The organism is Actinomadura formosensis NBRC 14204 (assembly GCF_001552155.1).
GTDB lineage: Bacteria > Actinomycetota > Actinomycetes > Streptosporangiales > Streptosporangiaceae > Spirillospora > Spirillospora formosensis.
In genome coordinates this window covers 12,419-31,320 of sequence record NZ_BCQQ01000089.1, presented here as the reverse complement: position 1 = coordinate 31,320, position 18,902 = coordinate 12,419, and the positions used below count along the sequence as shown (strand labels likewise).

The 18,902-nt window shown below is 70.7% G+C and carries 18 protein-coding genes; 8 read left to right on the top strand and 10 right to left on the bottom strand.

All coding sequences use genetic code 11. The annotated features are described in order from the left end of the window. Nucleotides 1–350 (top strand): alpha/beta hydrolase (locus AF1_RS22040; protein WP_157419271.1); only part of this gene is annotated, 350 nt, incomplete at its 5' end. A gap of 34 nt (nt 351–384) precedes the next feature. Here AF1_RS22040 and proC read toward each other — a convergent pair. The 7 genes from proC to AF1_RS22005 all read right to left on the bottom strand — a co-directional run bounded on the left by proC (nt 385) and on the right by AF1_RS22005 (nt 6,496). Beyond that, nucleotides 385–1,179 carry a pyrroline-5-carboxylate reductase gene (proC, locus tag AF1_RS22035; RefSeq protein WP_067802446.1) on the bottom strand — a complete coding sequence of 265 codons (795 nt, stop codon included), beginning with the start codon at nt 1,177–1,179 and terminating at the stop codon, nt 385–387. 54 nt (nt 1,180–1,233) lie between these two features. Continuing rightward, on the bottom strand, nt 1,234–2,154 hold the full coding sequence (locus tag AF1_RS22030; RefSeq protein ID WP_067802443.1) for a proline dehydrogenase family protein: 921 nt from the start codon (nt 2,152–2,154) through the stop codon (nt 1,234–1,236). Nucleotides 2,155–2,218: 64 nt separating this feature from the next. After that, entirely contained in the window at nt 2,219–3,385 is a 1,167-nt protein-coding gene (locus AF1_RS22025) for an LCP family protein (protein ID WP_067802435.1), read from the bottom strand. Between the two features lie 107 nt (nt 3,386–3,492). After that, nucleotides 3,493–4,227: an ABC transporter permease gene (locus tag AF1_RS22020; RefSeq protein WP_067802432.1), complete on the bottom strand. Its 735-nt coding sequence runs from the start codon at nt 4,225–4,227 to the stop codon at nt 3,493–3,495. Further along, nucleotides 4,224–4,970 carry an ABC transporter ATP-binding protein gene (locus AF1_RS22015; RefSeq protein ID WP_067802429.1) on the bottom strand — a complete coding sequence of 249 codons (747 nt, stop codon included), beginning with the start codon at nt 4,968–4,970 and terminating at the stop codon, nt 4,224–4,226. The genes AF1_RS22020 and AF1_RS22015 overlap by 4 nt, the downstream gene beginning before the upstream one ends. Before the next feature lie 51 nt (nt 4,971–5,021). After that, complete coding sequence (locus AF1_RS22010; RefSeq protein ID WP_067802426.1) at nt 5,022–5,615, bottom strand: TetR/AcrR family transcriptional regulator; 594 nt, start codon at nt 5,613–5,615, stop codon at nt 5,022–5,024. Next, the gene (locus AF1_RS22005) at nt 5,612–6,496 is read right to left on the bottom strand and encodes a sugar phosphate isomerase/epimerase family protein (RefSeq protein ID WP_067802423.1); all 885 of its coding nucleotides are present in this window, start codon (nt 6,494–6,496) and stop codon (nt 5,612–5,614) included. Before AF1_RS22005 ends, AF1_RS22010 begins: the two co-directional genes overlap by 4 nt. Nucleotides 6,497–6,660: 164 nt before the next feature. Between AF1_RS22005 and AF1_RS22000 the strand changes: the two genes are divergently transcribed. From AF1_RS22000 to AF1_RS34695, 7 genes are all read left to right on the top strand, one after another. Further along, nucleotides 6,661–7,371, top strand: coding sequence for a class I SAM-dependent methyltransferase (locus tag AF1_RS22000; RefSeq protein WP_067802420.1), 711 nt, complete (start codon nt 6,661–6,663; stop codon nt 7,369–7,371). A 36-nt stretch (nt 7,372–7,407) separates the two neighbouring features. Then, complete coding sequence (locus tag AF1_RS21995; protein ID WP_067802417.1) at nt 7,408–8,484, top strand: alpha/beta fold hydrolase; 1,077 nt, start codon at nt 7,408–7,410, stop codon at nt 8,482–8,484. A gap of 30 nt (nt 8,485–8,514) precedes the next feature. After that, on the top strand, nt 8,515–9,939 hold the full coding sequence (gene radA, locus AF1_RS21990) for a DNA repair protein RadA (protein ID WP_067802414.1): 1,425 nt from the start codon (nt 8,515–8,517) through the stop codon (nt 9,937–9,939). A 125-nt stretch (nt 9,940–10,064) separates the two neighbouring features. Next, nucleotides 10,065–11,147, top strand: a complete 1,083-nt coding sequence (gene disA, locus AF1_RS21985) for a DNA integrity scanning diadenylate cyclase DisA (RefSeq protein WP_067802411.1) — start codon at nt 10,065–10,067, stop codon at nt 11,145–11,147. Nucleotides 11,148–11,234: 87 nt separating this feature from the next. Further along, on the top strand, nt 11,235–12,113 hold the full coding sequence (locus tag AF1_RS21980) for an HhH-GPD family protein (protein WP_067802408.1): 879 nt from the start codon (nt 11,235–11,237) through the stop codon (nt 12,111–12,113). Nucleotides 12,114–12,194: 81 nt separating this feature from the next. After that, nucleotides 12,195–13,184, top strand: a complete 990-nt coding sequence (gene add, locus AF1_RS21975; RefSeq protein ID WP_067802405.1) for an adenosine deaminase — start codon at nt 12,195–12,197, stop codon at nt 13,182–13,184. Nucleotides 13,185–13,308: 124 nt separating this feature from the next. Beyond that, complete coding sequence (locus AF1_RS34695) at nt 13,309–13,494, top strand: hypothetical protein (protein ID WP_207393954.1); 186 nt, start codon at nt 13,309–13,311, stop codon at nt 13,492–13,494. Nucleotides 13,495–13,555: 61 nt separating this feature from the next. On the opposite strand, the gene AF1_RS21970 is transcribed toward AF1_RS34695, so the two are convergent. From AF1_RS21970 to AF1_RS21960, 3 genes are all read right to left on the bottom strand, one after another. After that, nucleotides 13,556–14,191 carry a hypothetical protein gene (locus AF1_RS21970; RefSeq protein WP_084263201.1) on the bottom strand — a complete coding sequence of 212 codons (636 nt, stop codon included), beginning with the start codon at nt 14,189–14,191 and terminating at the stop codon, nt 13,556–13,558. A 224-nt stretch (nt 14,192–14,415) separates the two neighbouring features. Then, a complete protein-coding gene (locus AF1_RS21965; protein WP_067802401.1) occupies nt 14,416–16,953 on the bottom strand; it encodes an ATP-dependent Clp protease ATP-binding subunit in 2,538 nt (845 codons plus the stop codon). Between the two features lie 540 nt (nt 16,954–17,493). Further along, the gene (locus AF1_RS21960) at nt 17,494–17,817 is read right to left on the bottom strand and encodes a histone-like nucleoid-structuring protein Lsr2 (RefSeq protein ID WP_067802398.1); all 324 of its coding nucleotides are present in this window, start codon (nt 17,815–17,817) and stop codon (nt 17,494–17,496) included. Between the last annotated feature and the right edge of the window lie 1,085 nt (nt 17,818–18,902).

Here is an 18,902-nt window from a genome sequence, read left to right as displayed (position 1 = left end):
ACCCCTACATCAGCCCCGCCTCGGCACGCCGGATCGCCCGCCTCGTGGTGGGGTCCGCCGGCTTCAAGGACCCGCGGCTGGCCCTGCTCACCTGCGCCTGGACGAACACGCCGCCCGTCCTCATCCAGGTCGGCGGCGCCGAGGTCCTGCGCGCCGAGGCCGAGGCGTTCGCGGACGCGCTGAAGCGCGCCGGCGCGTCCTGCGAGCTCCAGGTCTGGAACGGGCAGATGCACGTCTTCCAGATCCTGAACCGCGTCCTGCCCGAGGCGAGCGAGGCGATGCGCGGCGCGGCCCGATTCGTCTGCACCGTCACCCACCACGCCGCGCCGCGACGGAACAAGGCGGCCTAGGCACGGCCGCGCCCCGCACCCGGGCGCCGGGCGGTCAGCCGCCCGCCAGCTCGCGGCCCCGGTCGCGGGCCGCCTCGATCGCCTCCAGGACGGCGGCGCGGACACCGTGCCGCTCCAGCTCCCGGATCGCCGAGATCGTCGTCCCGCCCGGGGAGGTGACCGCCTCCCGCAGCAGCACCGGATGCTCACCCGAGTCACGGAGCATGATCGCCGCGCCCACGGCCGACTGGATCACCATCTCCAGCGCGGCGGCGCGCGGCATGCCGAGCAGGATGCCGGCGTCCACCATCGCCTCGACCAGGTAGTAGAAGTACGCCGGGCCGCTGCCGGACAGGGCCGTCGCGCCGTCCTGCAGCGACTCCGGGATGCGCAGCACCTTCCCGACCGGGGACAGCAGTTCCTCGGCCCGTTTCAGGTGCTCCTCCGCCGCGTGCGACCCGGGCGAGATCACGCTCATCGCCTCGTCCACGTGGACGGGCGTGTTCGACATGACGCGGACGACGGGCACGCCCTCCGGCAGCCGCGCCTCGACGAACTCCGTGGTGATGCCCGCCGCCATCGAGATCACCAGCCGGCCGGGCGGGACGTGCGCGCCGATCTCGTCCAGCAGGGCCCCCATGTCCTGCGGCTTGACCGCGAGGATCAGCGTCTCGGCCTTCGCGGCGGCCTCGGTGTTCGGCACGACCTCGATGCCGTACCGCTCGCGCAGCAGCGCGCGCCGCTCCTCGCGGCGCGCGGTCGCCATCAGCTCCGACGGGCGGCGGCCGGCCCGCAGCACCCCGGACAGCAGCGCCTCGCCCATCTTCCCGGCACCCAGAATCGCGATCATCGGCATACCTTGACGTGGGGATTCATCGACCGGCCCAGCCTATAGCCGCGCGGTTCACGCCCGTCCGGCAACGGAGCGCAGGAAGAAGCGGAGGTTGGCGGGACGCTCCGCGAGGCGCCGCATGAAGTACTGGTACCACTCGCGCCCGTACGCGACGTAGACGCGGACCTGCGCGCCCTGTGCGGCGAGCCTGCGCTGCTCCTGCGGACGGATCCCGTAGAGCATCTGGTACTCGAAGGTGTCGGCGTCGCGCTCATGCAGGATCGACAGCGCCCCGGCGATGTCGATGAGCCGTGGGTCGTGCGTGGCGAGCATCGGGTAGCCCTTGCCCGCCATCAGGACCTTCATACAGCGGACGTACGACTTGTCGATCTCGTCCTTGTCAGTGAAGGCCACCGCCGCCGGTGCTGCATACGCGCCCTTGCACAGCCTTACGCGGGACCCCTCGTAGGCGAGTTCCGCACAGTGCTCCTCGGCCCGCCGCAGATATGACTGGATGACCGCCCCCACGTCCGGGAAGTCACGCCGGAGCTCGTGGACGATCCCAAGGGTCGAATCGACGGTCGTGTGCTCTTCCATGTCGAGAGTGACCGTCGTACTGGCGGAACGGGCGGCCGCGCACACTCGCTTGGCGTTCTCCAAGGCGAGGTCTTCATCGAACGTCTGGCCGATGGCCGACAGCTTCAACGACACCTCGGCGCGTGTGCCGAGACCGGCGGCGCCCAGCCGTTCCAGCAGTTCGACGTAGTGCTCGACGTTCGCCTCGGCGCGGCCCTTGTCGTGGGTGTCCTCGCCCAGGACGTCCAGCGTGACGAGCAGCCCCTCGCCGGTCAGCTCCCCGGTGACGCGTGTCGCGTCCTCGATCGTCTCCCCGGCGATGAAGCGGCGGACGACGTCGCCGGTGAACGGCGCGGTCTCCACGACCCTGCGCGCGCCGCCACTGCGCGACGCGGCGAGCAACGCCTGACGAAGCACCGTACGCACCCCTTGCTCCCTGGGCCCCTACCCGTCCCAGGTTATGCCCGCCGCGGGCCGGCGATCACGAAACGGTGCCCAGGCTGTTGCCGCCGCCGTACTGTTTGACGTACTCGGCCATCTCGGCGCTCTTCACGGCCTCGAACAGCTGTTTCGCCTTCGTCCCGTCCAGGAACACGACGCTCTGCTTGCCGCGCATGCCGGTGCCCTTGTGCGGCAACGTCATGAACATCACGTCCGACGCCCGGACGTCCCGCATGCTCAGCGCCAGCGAGCGCAGGTCGCCCGCCGACACGCCCTCGTCCACGCTGATCGACTTGCTGAGCGCGGACAGGAACCGGTCGAGCTTGAGCGGGTTGGTGAGCGTGCCCCGGTCCGCGGCCTGCTTGGCGAGCGCGCCGAGGAACGCCTGCTGCCGCTTGATCCGGTCGAAGTCGCCGTTCGGCAGGTTGTAGCGCTGCCGGACGAACAGCAGCGCCTCCTCACCGTCGAGCTTCTGCCTGCCCGCCGTCCACTGCTTCTTGCGGGCCGGGTCGTACACGCTCTGCTTGACGTTGACGGTGACGCCGCCGAGCGCGTCCGTCATCGCCTTGAACCCCTCGAAGTCGATCGCGCCATAGTGGTCGATGCGGACGCCGGTGAGGTTCTCCATCGTCTCGATCAGCAGTTTCGGCCCGCCGAACGAGAACGCCGCGTTGATCTTCTGGTTGCCGTAGCCGGGGATCTCGACCCACGAGTCGCGCGGGAACGAGATCACGTACGCCTTCTTCCGGTCCGCCGGCAGGTGCAGCAGCATGATCGTGTCGGTGCGCTGCCGCCCCGGCTTCCAGACCTGGTTGCCCTCCCCGGTCGTGCCGCCTTCGGCCCGCGAGTCCGAGCCGACGAGCAGCCAGTTCTCGGTGCCCTCCACGTTCGGCCCCGGCCGCTTCGCCCCGGTGTCCGGCATCACTCCCTTGATCCGGTCGATGTTGCCGTTGTAGGACGACTGGCGCTGCCACAGCAGGCCGCCGAGCCCGGCCACGACCAGCGCCAGGAAGACCCCTACCGCGATCAGGACGCGGGGCCAGCGCCGCTTCCGCTTGCGCTCGGCGCCGTCCGAGGCCCCCCAGAACGCGCCCTCGGCGTCACTTTCGGGAGCCTCCTTGGCGCCCGCGGCCTGGTCGGCGGCGTGCGGCTGCGGAGCCTCCGCGGGCCGCTGCGGCCCCGGTGGCCCGTGCTCTGGGGAGGTCATGGCGCGAAGCTACCAGCCCGATAGAGCACGGAGAGCCTGATTGCCCCCACCTGTCCGGTTGAGGAGCGACACACCGCCGCGTGTAAACCTCGGCCGCCGTTCACGGGTCATGCCGTACGGCGGCGGAGGGTGATGGCGCCCAGGACGAGGGACGTGACCGTGAAGGCGGCGATGACGGCCACGTCCAGGGCCAGGGTGCCGGTGAAGTCGGGGGTGGCGCTGATCTGCTGCATGCCCTCCACCGCGTAGGACAGCGGCAGGACGTCCGCGATCGCCTGGAGCCAGGACGCCATCTTCTCGCGCGGGTAGATCAGCCCGCACAGCAGCAGCTGCGGCAGGACGAGCGCGGGCATGAACTGGACGGCCTGGAACTCGGTCCGCGCGAACGCGCTGGCCAGCAGGCCGAGGGCCATGCCGAGCAGGGCGTCCAGCAGGGCGACGAGGATGAGCGAGCCGAGCGAGCCGTGCAGGTCGAGGCCGAGCCAGGTCAGCGAGATCGCCAGCACGACGGCGACCTGGACGAGCGCGAGCAGCCCGAACGCGAGCGCGTAGCCGGTCAGCAGGTCCAGCTTGGCGAGCGGCATGGTCATCAGCCGTTCGAGGGTGCCGCTCGTCCGCTCGCGGAGGGTGGCGATGCTGGCCACGACGAACATGACCGTGAACGGGAACAGGCCGAGCAGCATCGGGCCGATCCGGTCGAACAGCACCGGCTGGTCGAACACGTACCGCAGCAGGACCATGAGCAGCGTCGGCACGCCGACCAGCAGCGCGAGCGTGCGGTGGTCGTGCTTGAGCTGCGCGAGGATGCGCCGCATCGTGGCGAAGGTGATGGCCGCGCTCATGCGGGACTCCCCGCCTTCTCGTTGATCAGCCGGAGGAACGCCGCCTCCAGGTCGGAGGTCCGGGTGCGCGAGCGCAGCTCCTCCGGGGTGCCATCGGCGAGGACCGCCCCCTCGCGCATCATCAGCAGCCGGTCGGTGCGGCGCGCCTCGTCCATGACGTGGCTGGACACGACGAGCGTGGCGCCCCCGTCGGCCAGGTCCCGGAACAGCTCCCACAGCTCCTGCCGCAGCACCGGGTCGAGGCCGACGGTCGGCTCGTCCAGGACGATCAGCTCGGGCGAGCCGAGCAGCGCGACGGCGAGGTTGAGGCGGCTGAGCTGCCCGCCGGACAGCGTCGCCGCGGTCTGGCCGCGGTTGCGGCCGAGCCCGACCTCGTCGATGACGCGGTCGGCGTCCGAGCGGGGCGCGCGCAGGACGGACGCGAAGTAGCGCAGGTTCTCGGCGACGGTCAGGTCGGCGTACACGGCCGGGGACTGCGTCGCGTATCCGACGCGGCGCCGCAGGGCGGACGATCCGGCCGGCGCGCCGAGCACCGTCACCGTGCCGCCCGCCACGATCTGGACGCCGACGAGCGCCCTGATCAGCGTGGTCTTCCCGCAGCCGCTCGGGCCGATCAGGCCGGCGATCTCGCCGCGCGGGATGTCGAAGGTGAGCCCGTGCAGGACCTCCCGGCCGCCGCGGGCGACCCGCAGGTCGCGCACCCGGACGGCCGGCTCCTGGTTCACCGGGCTAGAACTCATCATGTGTTGAATTTATGTGCGCGGCGGAGCCCGGTCAAGGAGGCCCGGCGAAGCTCAGGCCGATGTCAGATAGCGCTGGATGACCGGCGAAACCAGCGCGACCAGTTCCTCCTCCGGAACCGACGCCATCGGCTCGACGCGCAGGACGTACCGCAGGATCATCAGGCCGATCATCTGCCCCGCCGCCGCCTGGATCTGCGCGTGCGGGACGTCCAGCGCCTGCCGCGCCCGCTCGGTCAGCGCGACCGTGACGAACTCGCGCAGCAGCGTCGCCGCCCGCTCGTTCGTCATCGCCGAGCGGAGCATCGCCAGCAGCGGCGCGCGGCGGTCGGCGTCCCCCCACACCGCCAGGAACGCGCGGACGACCGCCTCACCGAGCCGGTCGCGCGGGACCGACATGATGCGCGGCAGCAGGACCGACGGGTCCACCGGGAAGCGCATCGCCTCGACGAACACGCCGTCCTTGCTGCCGAAGAAGTGGTGGACGAGCGCGGGATCGACGCCGGCGGCGCGGGCGATGGCCCGCACCGAGACGCCGTCGTAGCCCTTCTCGGCGAACATCTCGCGCGCCGCGGCCAGGATCTTCTCGCGCGTCTCCGTCGGGCCGGGACGGCGCCCCGGCCCCCGGCGCCCGGTGGTCTCGGTCACCGCACGCCCCGGCGGGTGACCTCCCCGGCCGGCGTGACCTCCCAGGTGCGGTCGGCGGCGGCCAGGTGCAGGCGGGCGAACGCCAGGGCCTCGGCGAGGTCCTCCATCCGCTCGACCCGGCTGGTCGCGCGCCGCGTGTTCACCTCCAGGACGATGTGCCCCCGGAAGCCGCCTTCGGCGAGGTTCTCCAGCATCGCCCCGCACGGCTGGTTGCCGCGGCCCGGGACGAGATGCTCGTCCTTGTTGGTGATGCCCACACCATCGGCGAGATGGATGTGCCGCAGACGGTCCCCCAGGTCGCCCGCCATGTCGACGGCGTCCGACCCCGAGACGGCGGTGTGGGACAAGTCGAGGGTGACGTACGGGTAGTCCTGGTCGACGGGATTCCAGTCGGGCAGGTACATGCCCGCTTCCGCACCGCGCGCCTTGAGCGGGAACATGTTCTCCACCGCGAACAGGACATCCGTCTCGTCCTGCATACGGGCCAGGCCCTCGACGAACTCCTTGGCGTAATCACGCTGCCAGCGGAACGGCGGATGGACGACAACGACCTCCGCGCCCAGTTCCTCGGCGACCTCCTTGGAGCGCACCAGCTTGCCCCAGGGCTCACGCCCCCACACCCGCTGGGTGAGCAGCAGGCAGGGCGCGTGGATCGACTTGATGGGGACCTGGTGGTAGTCGGACAGGCGGCGCAGGACGTTCAGATCCTGCGACGAGGCGTCCGTGGAGACCATGACCTCGATGCCGTCGTAGCCCAGGAGCGCGGCGATCTCGAACGCGCTCGGTACCTTCTCCGGGTAGACCGACGCGGTGGAGAGCGTGATCGGCGCGTCCGGGACCCGCAGAGCGGGTGAACGGACGCCGTTGTGCTGCGGGGTCAAGGCTTCCTCGCCAGGAATGATCGCTCGACGGTGTTCATCAGGTTCGCAAGGCAAAGCCTATGCGGCGGCGGCCGTGATGAAACAACCGCCGCGAGTGATCCTCCTTGCTCCGTCCCCATGGACGCGCCATTGATGCGTGCCGGGCCCGGCTACGCTCTGTTTCCGTGGCCGAGATCGCGCCGGGCGCCGTGCCGAGCCCCAACATCTGGAACTCCCCGCAGGTCTACGAACTGGAGAACCGCGCCGTCGACCCCGACGGCGTCCTCGCCGACGCGATGCGCGCGATCCGCCCGTGGAAGGGGGCCGACGTCCTGGACCTCGGCTGCGGCACCGGCTTCCACCTCCCGTTCTTCGCCGCGGACGCGCACCGGGTGATCGGCGTCGAGCCGCACGCGGGCCTCGCCTCGGCCGCCGCCCGCCGCACCCGCGGCCTGCCCAACGTGACCGTCCGTACCGGCGCGGCGCAGGCGCTGCCGCTCCCGGACGCCTCGATCGACGTCGTCCACGCCCGGTGGGCGTACTTCTTCGGGCCGGGCTGCGAACCCGGTCTCGCCGAACTCGACCGGGTCGTCCGGCGCGGCGGGGCGATCTTCATCATCGACAACGACGCCACCCGCTCCACGTTCGGCCGCTGGTTCCGCCGCAGCCTGCCGAAATACGACCCCGGGGCGGTCGAGCGCTTCTGGACGCGCCGCGGCTTCGCCCGCGAGCCGCTGACGATCCGGTGGTCGTTCCAGAACCGGGACGATCTCGCCGCCGTCCTGCGGATCGAGTTCCCGCCGGGCCTCGCGGACGCCTGCCTGCGCGAGGTCGACGCCGCGGGAGCCGGCTTCGAGGTGGACTATGCGGTGAATTTGTGGTGGCGTTGCCCCTGAGTTACCGACGGGTTGGTCATCCGGGAGGAACGGAGCATGGGCAACGCCGCCACCACGAGCCGTGTCACCGCTGGAAGAGCGTTCGGCGGCCTGCTCGCCGCCACCGCCGTCGGCGCCGCCGGAGCCGGCGCCGGACTCCTCGCCCAGCGCCGCGCCCTGCGCCGCCTCCAGCTGCGCCCCGACCCGTTCGCCGGCGAGCCGTTCGGCTCGCTGCGCGGCCGCCCGACGCCCGTCCGCGCCGACGACGGCACCCGCCTGTACGCCGAGATCGACGGCGAGGAGCGCACCGACCTCGCCGTCGTCTTCTCGCACGGCTGGACGCTCACCCAGGACTCCTGGCACTTCCAGCGCAAGGCGCTGCGCGGCCTCGGCCGCCTGGTGTTCTGGGACCACCGCGGCCACGGCCGTTCCGACGGCGGCGGCCGCGACGGCTACTCCCTCGGCCGCCTCGCCGGCGACCTCGCCGCCGTGATCGAGGCCACCATCCCCGCCGACACCCCCGTCGTCCTCGTCGGGCACTCCATGGGCGGCATGACCGTCATGCGGTACGCCGACGAGAACCCCGGCCTGATCGGACGCAGGGTCCTCGCCACCGGCCTGGTGTGCACCTCGTCCGGCGGGCTCGGCGAGGTCACCCTGGGCCTGCCCGCGCTGGTCGCGCGCACCACCCGGCGCGTCCTGCCCCGCGCCCTCGGCGCCCTCGGCGCGGGCGCCGGCGCCATCGAGAAGGTCCGCCACTTCGGCCGCGACGTCACCACCCTCGTCGAGGACCTCATCGCCTTCGGCCCGGACGCCAGCCCCGCCGCGGTCGCCTTCGCCGAGCAGATGATGATCGAGACCCGCATGGACGCCTTCGCCGACTACTTCCGCTCGATGATCACGACCGAGGTCATCAGCGACTGCGCGTCCCTCGCCGCCGCCGACACCCTCGTCCTCGGCGGCGAGAACGACGTGCTCACCCCCGTCGAGCACAGCATCAAGATCGCCTCCTGCGTGCCGTCCGGCCGCCTGGAGATCATCCCCACCGCCGGGCACATGGCCATGCTCGAACGCCCCGGCACCGTCTCCGACCACCTCGGCGACCTGATCGAACGGGCCCATAAGGAGCGCTGACTGTCGGGGCCGGGCTCTAGGCTGCCGCGCATGGCGAAGGCTAAGACGGCCAAGGCGGCCTATCGGTGCTCGGAGTGCGGGTGGCAGACGTCCAAATGGGTCGGGCGCTGCGGCGAGTGCCAGACGTGGGGGACGGTCACCGAGGCGGCGTCCGCGACACCGGCGCGGGTCGTGGCCGCCGGGCCGGTCAGCGCGCCGGCGCGGCCGATCGGGCAGGTGGACGTCCGGTCCGCGCAGACACGCCCCACCGGCCTGGACGAGCTGGACCGGGTGCTCGGCGGCGGCATCGTCCCCGGGGCCGTGCTGCTGCTCGCGGGCGAGCCGGGCATCGGCAAGTCGACGCTGCTGCTGGAGGTCGCCGCGCTGGCCTCGACGGGAGGCGAGGGCGCGGGCGGCAAGAACGTCCTCTATGTGACGGGTGAGGAGTCGGCCGAGCAGGTGCGGCTGCGCGCCGACCGGGTGGGGGCGATCACCGACCACCTGTATCTGGCGGCCGAGACCGAGCTTTCCGCGGTCCTCGGGCACATCGACACCGTCGAGCCCGCGCTGCTCGTGGTCGACTCCATCCAGACCATCGGAACGTCCGAGGCGGACGGCGCGCCCGGCGGCGTCACGCAGATCCGCGAGGTCGCCGCCAACCTGATCAGGGTCGCCAAGGAGCGCGGCATCACCGTCGTGCTGGTCGGCCACGTCACCAAGGAGGGCGCGATCGCCGGGCCGCGGCTGCTGGAGCACCTGGTCGACGTCGTCCTGTACTTCGAGGGCGACCGGCACTCCCGGCTCCGCATGATCCGCGCGGTGAAGAACCGCTACGGGCCCACCGACGAGCTGGGCTGCTTCGACCTGTCGGAGGTCGGCATCGTCGGCCTGCCGGACCCGAGCGGCCTCTTCCTCACCCGCCGCGAGGAACCCGTCCCCGGCACCTGCGTGACGGTCACGCTGGAAGGCCGCCGCCCCCTGGTCGCCGAGGTGCAGTCGCTCGTCGCCAAATCCCACCTGCCGGCGCCGCGGCGGGCCACGTCCGGGCTCGACACCTCCCGCGTCGCGATGGTCCTGGCCGTCCTCGCGCAACGCTGCAAGATCTCCATGCACGAACAGGACGTGTACGTCTCGACGGTGGGCGGGGTGCGGCTCACCGAGACGTCCGTCGACCTGGCCCTCGGCCTGGCCGTCGCGGGGTCCACGGTCGAGCAGGCCCTGTCCAACAGCCTGATCGCGCTGGGCGAGGTGGGGCTCGCCGGGGAGGTCCGGGTCGTGCCCGGCGTCCAGCGGCGGCTCGCCGAGGCGGCCCGGCTCGGGTTCAAGTACGCCGTCGTCCCGCGCGGCTCCCTCGAACTCGCCGACGGGTCACCGCTCAAACGCGCCGACCCCCAGCTCAGCAGCTACGAGGGCATGAAGGTGATGGAGGTCGACAGCCTGCAACAGGCCCTCCAGGTAGCGTTCACGGCCCCCTGACAGGGGCCGCGGCAAAGTATTACTTCACGTATTACTCCACACAACGCGGGCTTGCGACCTGGGGAGGAACCAGTCCGCGGCCCTCCTCGGTAAACTGGCGCCGTCCAGCGACCTCCGGGGGTCAGGTGCCATCACACGACAAGGGTCATGACGAACGACGCCGCGCCACATTGGCCGCGGTGGCCCCGGGCACCCAGATTCGCGACGGACTGGAGCGGATCCTTCGGGGCCACACCGGCGGCCTGATCGTGCTCGGCTACGACAAGCCCGTCAGGGAGCTGTGCACGGGCGGCTTCGAGCTCGACGTCGAATTCTCCGCGACCCGCCTTCGCGAACTCGCCAAGATGGACGGCGCGATCGTCCTCGACAACAGCCACACCCGCATCGTCCGCGCCGCCGTCCACCTCGTGCCCGACTCGACCATCCCGACCGAGGAGTCGGGGACGCGTCACCGCACCGCGGAACGCGTCGCCCGCCAGACCGGCCTTCCGATCATCTCGGTCAGCCAGTCGATGCACATCATCGCGCTGTATCTCGACGGAACCCGCTACGTCCTCGAAGACTCGGCGGCGATCCTGTCCAAGGCCAACCAGGCCCTGGCGACACTCGAACGCTACAAACTCCGCCTCGACGAGGTGTCGGGCACGCTCTCCGCCCTCGAAATCGAGGACCTCGTCACCGTCCGGGACGTCAGCGCCGTCGTCCAGCGCCTCGAAATGGTGCGCCGCATCGCCGACGAGATCGAGGGCTACGTCGTCGAACTCGGCACGGACGGCCGCCTGCTCTCCCTCCAGCTCGACGAGCTGGTCTCCGGCGTCGACGCGGACCGGGAGCTGATCGTCCGTGACTACCCCTCCGACGACACCCGCACCCGCGGCGTGGCCGCCATCCTCACCGCGCTGGACGCGCTCTCCGCCAACGAACTCCTCGACCTGTCCACGGTCGCCGAGGTGATGGGCTTCTCCGGCCCGGACGCCCTCGACCTGCCCGTCAGCCCCAAGGGCTGCCGCCTCCTCGCGAAGGTCCCCCGGCTGCCGAGCACGGTCGTCGAACGCCTCGTCGAGCACTTCGGCGGCCTGCAGAAACTCCTCGCCGCCAGCATCGACGACCTCCAGGCGGTCGGCGGCGTGGGCGAATCCCGGGCCCGCAGCGTCCGCGAGGGCCTCTCCCGGCTGGCCGAATCCTCCATCCTGGAACGCTATGTCTGATCGCGCCGCCCTCACCGCCGGGCACTAGGACGCCTCAGCGGACCGGGACGAGGGAACGCCCGCCGCGTGTCACAATGGCGGCGCGCCATGAACCTGAACTCCGTGTACACCGCCCCGATCCTCGACTGGTACGAGGCGAACGCCCGGGATCTTCCGTGGCGGGCGCCGGACGCGAGCCCGTGGGGCGTCCTGGTCAGCGAGATCATGCTCCAGCAGACACCGGTCGCGCGCGTCCTGCCCGTCTGGGACGCCTGGATGACGCGCTGGCCGGCACCCGCCGCGCTGGCCGCCGAACCGTCCGGCGAGGCCGTCCGGGCGTGGGGCCGGCTCGGCTACCCGCGCCGCGCGCTGCGCCTGCACGAGAGCGCCCGCGCGATCACCGAGCGGCACGGCGGCGAGGTCCCGTCCGCGCACGAGGAACTGCTGGCGCTCCCCGGCATCGGCGCCTACACGGCCGCGGCCGTCGCGAGCTTCGCGTTCCGGCAGCGGCACGCCGTCCTCGACACCAACGTCCGGCGCGTCCTGGCCCGGCTGCTGTCCGGTGCCGAGTATCCGCCCAAGTCGCAGACCAGGGCGGAGGTGCGGCTCGCGGAGAGCCTCCTGCCGGCCGATCCCCCGACCGCCGCCCGCTGGGGCGTCGCCGTCATGGAACTGGGCGCGCTGGTGTGCACCGCCCGCACACCCCGCTGCGTCGACTGCCCGGTGCTCGACAGGTGCGCGTGGCAGCTGGCCGGACGTCCCGCCTACGACGGGCCGCCGCGCCGGGGCCAGACGTACGCGGGCACCGACCGCCAATGCCGCGGCCGCCTCCTCGCCGTCCTGCGCGACGCCGAAGGACCCGTCGCGAAACCGGCCCTCGACGCCGTCTGGTCGGACACCGTCCAGCGCGAACGCGCCCTCGACGCCCTCATCGCCGACGGCCTCGTCGACCCGCTGGACGACGGCCGCTACGCCCTCCCCGGCTGAACCGGGGCGCCGCGCCCGGCGTGCTCGTGCACGCGAATATTCGCTGGTCGTCCTGGGTGGCGCGCCCATACCGTAACGTCCGTGCGCGACCTGCTGACCCTGCCCAAAGCCCACCTGCACGTCCACCTCGAAAGCACCGTGCGGTGGACGACCCTCCGCGAGATCGGCGCGGCCAACGGTGTCCGGGTGCCCGGCGAGGTGGGCGCGTTCGGGGACTTCGCCTCCTTCTTCGCGCAGAACGACCTCGTGCGGGCCTGCCTGCGCCGTCCCGCCGACTTCCACCGGATCGCCTACGAGTTCTGCGCGGACGAGGCCGCGCAGGGCGTCCGGTACGCCGAGGTCTCGTTCACGGCGGCCGGCCACGGCGAACGCCTCGGTGACCTCGGCATGCCGCTCGCGGCCGTCCTGGACGGCCTGGAGGCCGGGCAGGACGCCTTCGGGATCGAGTGCCGCCTCATCCTCGACCACTCCCGGCGCCGCTCCGTCGAACGCGCCTGGCGCACCCTGGACCTCGCCCGCCGCCACGACCGCGTGGTGGCCGTCGGGCTCGCCGGCGACGAGGCGCACCCCGGCGCCCCGTTCGACGCGGTGTTCGCCGCCGCCCACGACGCCGGGCTGCACATCGTCCACCACGCCGGCGAAGGCGAGGGACCCGCGAGCATCCGCCACGCGATCGGCCCCGGCCGCACCGAGCGCCTGGGGCACGGCATCCGCGTCCTGGACGACCCCGATCTCGTGGCCGAGGTCCGCGACCGCGGTATCGCCCTCGAAGTCTGCCCATCGTCCAACGTCGCCCTGGGCTTCGCGCCCTCCCTCGGCGCCCACCCGCTCCCCCGCCTCCGCGACGCGGGCCTGACCGTGACCCTCAACACCGACATCCCCGCCCTGATCGGCACCCCCCTGGCCGCCGAGTACGCCCTCGTCCGCGACACGTTCGGCTACGACGACCCCACCCTCGCCGGCCTGGCCCGCGCCGCCGTCGACGCCTCCTTCGCCCCCACCGAAACCAAGCACCGGATGAACCAGGCCATCACCGATTGGCTGACCCGGCCCGCGGCACCCGGCGGTTAGCCCCCGGCTCACCGGCCACGTCCGCCTCCACGCGGAACCATCCTTTTCCGGCCCCTCCTGGACTATCTTCGGCTTCGGAACTTCCCCAACGGGGTCGCGGCGGGTGGCTGGGAGTTGAGGGCACTTGCGTGAAGGGCTGGAACTCGCTGGACGCTACCGGCTTGAGCGCCTTCTCGGCAGCGCGCCCCGCCGCGACGGCACCAGGGGAGACCTGCTGGTGACAATGGAGGTGCACGTTCCCCAGGACCCGGCCGGCAATGCCGCCGCCCTCCGCGAAGAACTCATCCTGCGCGCCAACACCCCCAAATAGCGGAAATCCGCGACCGCGACGCCGACCAAGCACGCCGACATGAGGGCACGGTCTCGGTTTTCTAGAGCCTGAGCAGGGAGCCGCTGCGGATCTCACGCAGGAAGGGATCGGTGTCGTCGAACCATTCGGGCTGCGTCCGGACGACGGGGTGGACGGGCAGGCCCAGGCGCGCTGCGGCCTCTTGGGCCGCGTCATGGGCCGCATCGCAGGGGACTTCGCCGATGACGAGGACTTCGACATCGGCCGGCTGGTCGCCCGGCACACCGTTGCAGCGGTCCGCCCAGGGGCCGAACAGGTAGAGCTCGTGGACGGCCCGCAGGACTCCGAACTCCTCCGCCACCACGGCGGCGGGGCCGAAGGTCAGCATCAGGAGCCGGGCCAGCGGGCCGTAGAGAGGGCTTTCGGTGTTCCGGGTGACCAGGCTTCCGGCGAGCGTCCGGCGCAGCGTGAGGAGGTCGGCTCGGGCCAGCCTGGCGACCTCGCGCATCACCGATGCGAGGTCGGTGCGGAGCATCACCGCGAGGTCCAGCATGGAGACCTCACGCTCTGGGCCGAGCAGGAGCCGGGCCAGCAGTTCCCCTTGCAGGTGCGACCGGAAGATCGGCAGCCTGGCCGGCGCACCCGACCGGACGTCCTGCCGGAACGCCCGGGTGATCCGCGCCTCCTCCAGATTCGGCCGCCGCCCGAACTGCGCCACAGCACCACCCTCATTCGATCTGATGTTCGAATATTAGGGGTCGCGTATGACATTTCCACCTATCAGGAGCGTTGGGGTGCCAGGGTGAGGCGGCCGGCCCGACTCCTGCGCCACCGTCAGCCCAGGAGGCGCCTTGGAGGGCCGTCGGTCTGCTGTGCCCGTGAAACCGCCGGGCATACGGAAGGGCCCGCAGCCGGCCGGCTGCGGGCCCCTCTCGACGGACGTCAGTCCTTGTTGAAGTTGACCGCGCCCTCGATGGGCGGCGGGCTGTCGGGGACGGTGGACGGCTTCGGCACGCCCTTGAACGTGAACTTGGCGTTCTCCGCCGTGGCGTCCTTGTTCTCGGGGTCGAAGCCCTCGGTACCGACGATCACGATCTGGCCGGGCTTCAGCTCGTTGTAGAGGATCTTCTCGGACAGGGTGTCCTCGATCTCCCGCTGAATGGTCCGGCGCAGCGGACGGGCGCCGAGCACCGGGTCGTAGCCGCGGATCGCGAGCAGGTCCTTGGCCTCCTGCCGCAGCTCGATGCCCATGTCCCGGTCACGCAGCCGCTCGTCCACCTTGGCGATCATCAGATCCACGATCTGGATGATCTCCTTCGGGGTGAGCTGGTGGAACACCACCGTGTCGTCGACGCGGTTGAGGAACTCGGGGCGGAAGTGCTGCTTGAGCTCCTCCGACACCTTCGCCTTCATCCGCTCGTACGAGCCCTGCTCGTCGTTCTGCCGGGCGAAGCCCATCGAGACGCCCTTGGAGATGTCCTTGGACCCCAGGTTCGTCGTCATGATGATGACGGTGTTCTTGAAGTCCACGACACGGCCCTGCGCGTCGGTGAGGCGGCCGTCCTCCAGGATCTGCAGCAGGCTGTTGAAGATGTCCTGGTGGGCCTTTTCGATCTCGTCGAACAGGACGACCGAGAACGGCTTGCGGCGCACCTTCTCGGTCAGCTGGCCGCCCTCCTCGTACCCGACGTAGCCGGGCGGGGAGCCGAACAGCCGCGAGACGGTGTGCTTCTCCATGAACTCGGACATGTCGAGCTGGATCAGCGCGTCCTCGTCGCCGAACAGGAACTCCGCGAGCGTCTTGGACAGCTCGGTCTTACCGACACCGGACGGGCCGGCGAAGATGAACGAACCGCCGGGACGCTTCGGGTCCTTCAGCCCGGCGCGGGTACGCCGGATCGACTGGGAGAGCGCCCTGATGGCGTCCTCCTGGCCGATGACCCGCTTGTGGAGCTCGTCCTCCATGCGCAGCAGGCGGCTGCTCTCCTCCTCGGTCAGCTTGAAGACCGGGATGCCGGTGGCGGTGGCGAGGACCTCGGCGATGAGCTCGTCGGTGACCTCGGCGACGACGTCCATGTCGCCGGCCTTCCACTCCTTCTCCCGCTGCGCCTTCTGGCCGAGCAGCTGCTTTTCGGAGTCGCGCAGCGCGGCGGCCTTCTCGAAGTCCTGCGCGTCGATCGCGGACTCCTTGTCGCGCCGGACGTTGGCGATCTTCTCGTCGTACTCGCGCAGGTCCGGCGGAGCGGTCATCCGGCGGATGCGCATCCGCGAGCCGGCCTCGTCGATCAGGTCGATCGCCTTGTCGGGCAGGAACCGGTCGCTGATGTAGCGGTCGGCGAGCTGCGCGGCCGCGACCAGCGCGCTGTCGGTGATCGACACGCGGTGGTGCGCCTCGTAGCGGTCCCGCAGCCCCTTGAGGATCTCGATCGTGTGCGACAGCGACGGCTCGGCGACCTGGATCGGCTGGAAGCGGCGCTCCAGCGCGGCGTCCTTCTCCAGGTGCTTGCGGTACTCGTCCAGCGTGGTGGCGCCGATGGTCTGCAGCTCACCGCGCGCCAGCATCGGCTTGAGGATGGACGCGGCGTCGATCGCGCCCTCGGCGGCGCCCGCACCGACGAGGGTGTGCAGCTCGTCGATGAACAGGATGATGTCGCCGCGGGTGCGGATCTCCTTGAGGACCTTCTTCAGGCGCTCTTCGAAGTCACCGCGGTAGCGGGACCCGGCGACCAGTGCGCCGAGGTCGAGGGTGTAGAGCTGCTTGTCCTTGAGCGTCTCGGGCACCTCGCCCTTGACGATCTTCTGCGCGAGGCCCTCGACGACGGCGGTCTTGCCGACGCCGGGCTCACCCACGAGGACGGGGTTGTTCTTGGTACGGCGGGACAGCACCTGCATGACCCGCTCGATCTCCTTGTCCCGGCCGATGACCGGGTCGAGCTTGCCCTCACGTGCGGCCTGCGTCAGGTTGCGGCCGAACTGGTCGAGCACAAGGGAGGTGGACGGAGCCGACTCCGAGGGACCGCCGGAGGCGGCCGGCTCCTTGCCCTGGTAGCCGTGCAGCAACTGGATGACCTGCTGGCGGACCCGGTTCAGGTCGGCGCCGAGCTTCACCAGCACCTGGGCCGCAACACCCTCGCCCTCGCGGATCAACCCGAGCAGGATGTGCTCAGTGCCGATGTAGTTGTGGCCGAGCTGCAGCGCTTCGCGCAGTGACAGCTCAAGGACCTTCTTGGCGCGCGGAGTGAACGGGATGTGGCCCGACGGCGCCTGCTGGCCCTGGCCGATGATCTCCTCAACCTGCTGGCGCACCGCCTCAAGGCTGATCCCCAGGCTCTCCAGAGCCTTGGCGGCGACACCTTCGCCCTCGTGGATCAGGCCCAGGAGGATGTGCTCGGTGCCGATGTAGTTGTGGTTGAGCATCCTGGCCTCCTCCTGAGCCAGGACGACAACGCGCCGCGCGCGGTCGGTGAACCTCTCGAACATCTCGTCGCTCCTCACAGAGCGGTTGGGCAGAGTCCGGAACGTCCGGAACTGTCCTTCCGCATGCTAGCCCGCCCCGAGGAGGCCGCCCGGTGCACTCCCACCAGGAGACGTTCCCCAGCTAAGCGCTGTTCAGTCTCATCCAACTACCGCATCGGTGCGTCATGTTCCCGCTACGCCGCAAGCGAACGGGGGCTTTCCGCAGGTCGACCGGGGCGCGGGACGAGTACGCCGAATGGGACGGAGTTCCATCCGCGCCGCCTCTCTACCTCGGCGGGGACCCACCGAACCCCATTGCCGCTACGCCAGAAGCGAACGATTGATCTTTTGAACGGGCGGCGTCACCGTCGACTCGGCTCTTGGAAGCCGGCGCGGAGACTCCCGCAGAACCGGCACAAAGAACGCCGCTCCCGAGAGAACGCCCGCAGAACCCGCTGGGGCGGAGTGTCGAAGAACACACGGGGGGAAGGCCCCCGGGAGCCCCGGAGAACAACGAACGGCCCGTCCCGCTAAGGGAGACGGGCCGCCCCGATGGGTGAGCGGTCAGTTGGCCGCCTCGTACTGCTCGATCACGTGGGCCGGGATGCGTCCGCGCTCATTGACCTTGATGCCATTGTTCTTGGCCCAGGCGCGGATCTCAGCGCTGCGTTCCCGGCTGGACGCGCCGCGCTGCCGGCGACGACGCGAGACCGCGCCCGCCTTGCGGGACTTCTCAACGAACGGCTGCAGCGATTCCCGCAGCTTCGTTGCGTTGGCGCCACTCAGGTCGATCTCGTAGGAGGCGCCGTCGATCGAGAACGCTACAGTCTCGTCCGCCTCGCCACCGTCGAGGTCGTCGACGAGAAGCACCTGAACCTTCTGTGCCATGGGGACAGACCCTTTCGGCTTGAGCAAACTTCAATCGGCTGCCAAAGATATACCGAGAACTACGCCGATGACAATTCCAGCCATGCCGATGAACCGGCACTCGGGACGAAGTCGCCTTCCGCCGGTGACCGGCCGTAATCGACCTCATCGTTTCCGGAGCAGCGCGGGGACACGCGAGGGGCGGCGGTAGCCCCTGGAACCGGGAATTAGCGCCCCACGCGGAGACGGCAGAGGTTTTCGGGCGTGACCGGTGTCACGGGCCACCGCGCCGACCTGGGCGGACCCTCGCGCTTTGCGCCGGGTTTGCGGGTGTCCCCGCTTTCGGGCGGGACGGGCGTCCAGCCGCAAAAGTCCCCTGCCCGGACCTTAACAGGCCCTGCGCACTGGTACCGCGGCCAACGATTAACCCTGACGTAACGGCCCTAACCGCCCCCGGCCGGGAATACGCGCGGACTCCGCGAGCCCGGCGCGGCGAGGATCCGCCAGTACCTCCGGGACGGCGCCCGGAGGCGCCTGGCCGGAGGGAGCCCGGGCCGAAAACGGAGATCACCGCCCCCACCGGCCGAGGTGGACGGATAACCGCGGGCAAGGCGGCGGCGAAAATCTGTTCCGCCGCCCTGGGACGCGAAGTCACCATCCGCGATCCCGCCGAAGCCCGGCGTCGTGCTCCGCCGGGGAAATCAGGAGATTGAGGCACAATCCGACCGTCCGGTCCGCCCAGTTCTTCACCCTCCCCACAGGACCGGCCGAGGCGAACGTGGCCCATCTACTGTCACAACCCGCATGGATGCGCGAAAGTCCGTTCCAAGCAAGACCACGTCCCATCCGGAGTAAGTCCACTACCGCTATGAAGCGACACCGTACGCGGTGCGGCAAGGGCGGGGAAGCATCCCGCCAATCCGGAGGCGGCATCCGGGACGTGACAGATCCCGGCCCGATTCAGGGCCGTAACCGGAACGAGGCGGCATTCGCCCCGTGAACACGGGCGTCCGAAACAGACCCGGCCAACTCGGCGAAAGCATGGAGAACACCGGCGAATATCCTCGTGCCACGATGGATCGCCGCCCGAGGGTACGGCAGCAACG

Excerpts from the sequence above, each read along its gene's own strand:
- proC (WP_067802446.1), bottom strand. The coding sequence starts at position 1,179 with ATGATCGCGATTCTGGGTGCCGGGAAGATGGGCGAGGCGCTGCTGTCC.
- AF1_RS22025 (WP_067802435.1), bottom strand. The coding sequence starts at position 3,385 with ATGACCTCCCCAGAGCACGGGCCACCGGGGCCGCAGCGGCCCGCGGAG.
- AF1_RS22020 (WP_067802432.1), bottom strand. The coding sequence starts at position 4,227 with ATGAGCGCGGCCATCACCTTCGCCACGATGCGGCGCATCCTCGCGCAG.
- AF1_RS22015 (WP_067802429.1), bottom strand. The coding sequence starts at position 4,970 with ATGATGAGTTCTAGCCCGGTGAACCAGGAGCCGGCCGTCCGGGTGCGC.
- AF1_RS21995 (WP_067802417.1), top strand. The coding sequence starts at position 7,408 with ATGGGCAACGCCGCCACCACGAGCCGTGTCACCGCTGGAAGAGCGTTC.
- radA (WP_067802414.1), top strand. The coding sequence starts at position 8,515 with ATGGCGAAGGCTAAGACGGCCAAGGCGGCCTATCGGTGCTCGGAGTGC.
- AF1_RS21980 (WP_067802408.1), top strand. The coding sequence starts at position 11,235 with ATGAACCTGAACTCCGTGTACACCGCCCCGATCCTCGACTGGTACGAG.
- AF1_RS21965 (WP_067802401.1), bottom strand. The coding sequence starts at position 16,953 with ATGTTCGAGAGGTTCACCGACCGCGCGCGGCGCGTTGTCGTCCTGGCT.
- AF1_RS21960 (WP_067802398.1), bottom strand. The coding sequence starts at position 17,817 with ATGGCACAGAAGGTTCAGGTGCTTCTCGTCGACGACCTCGACGGTGGC.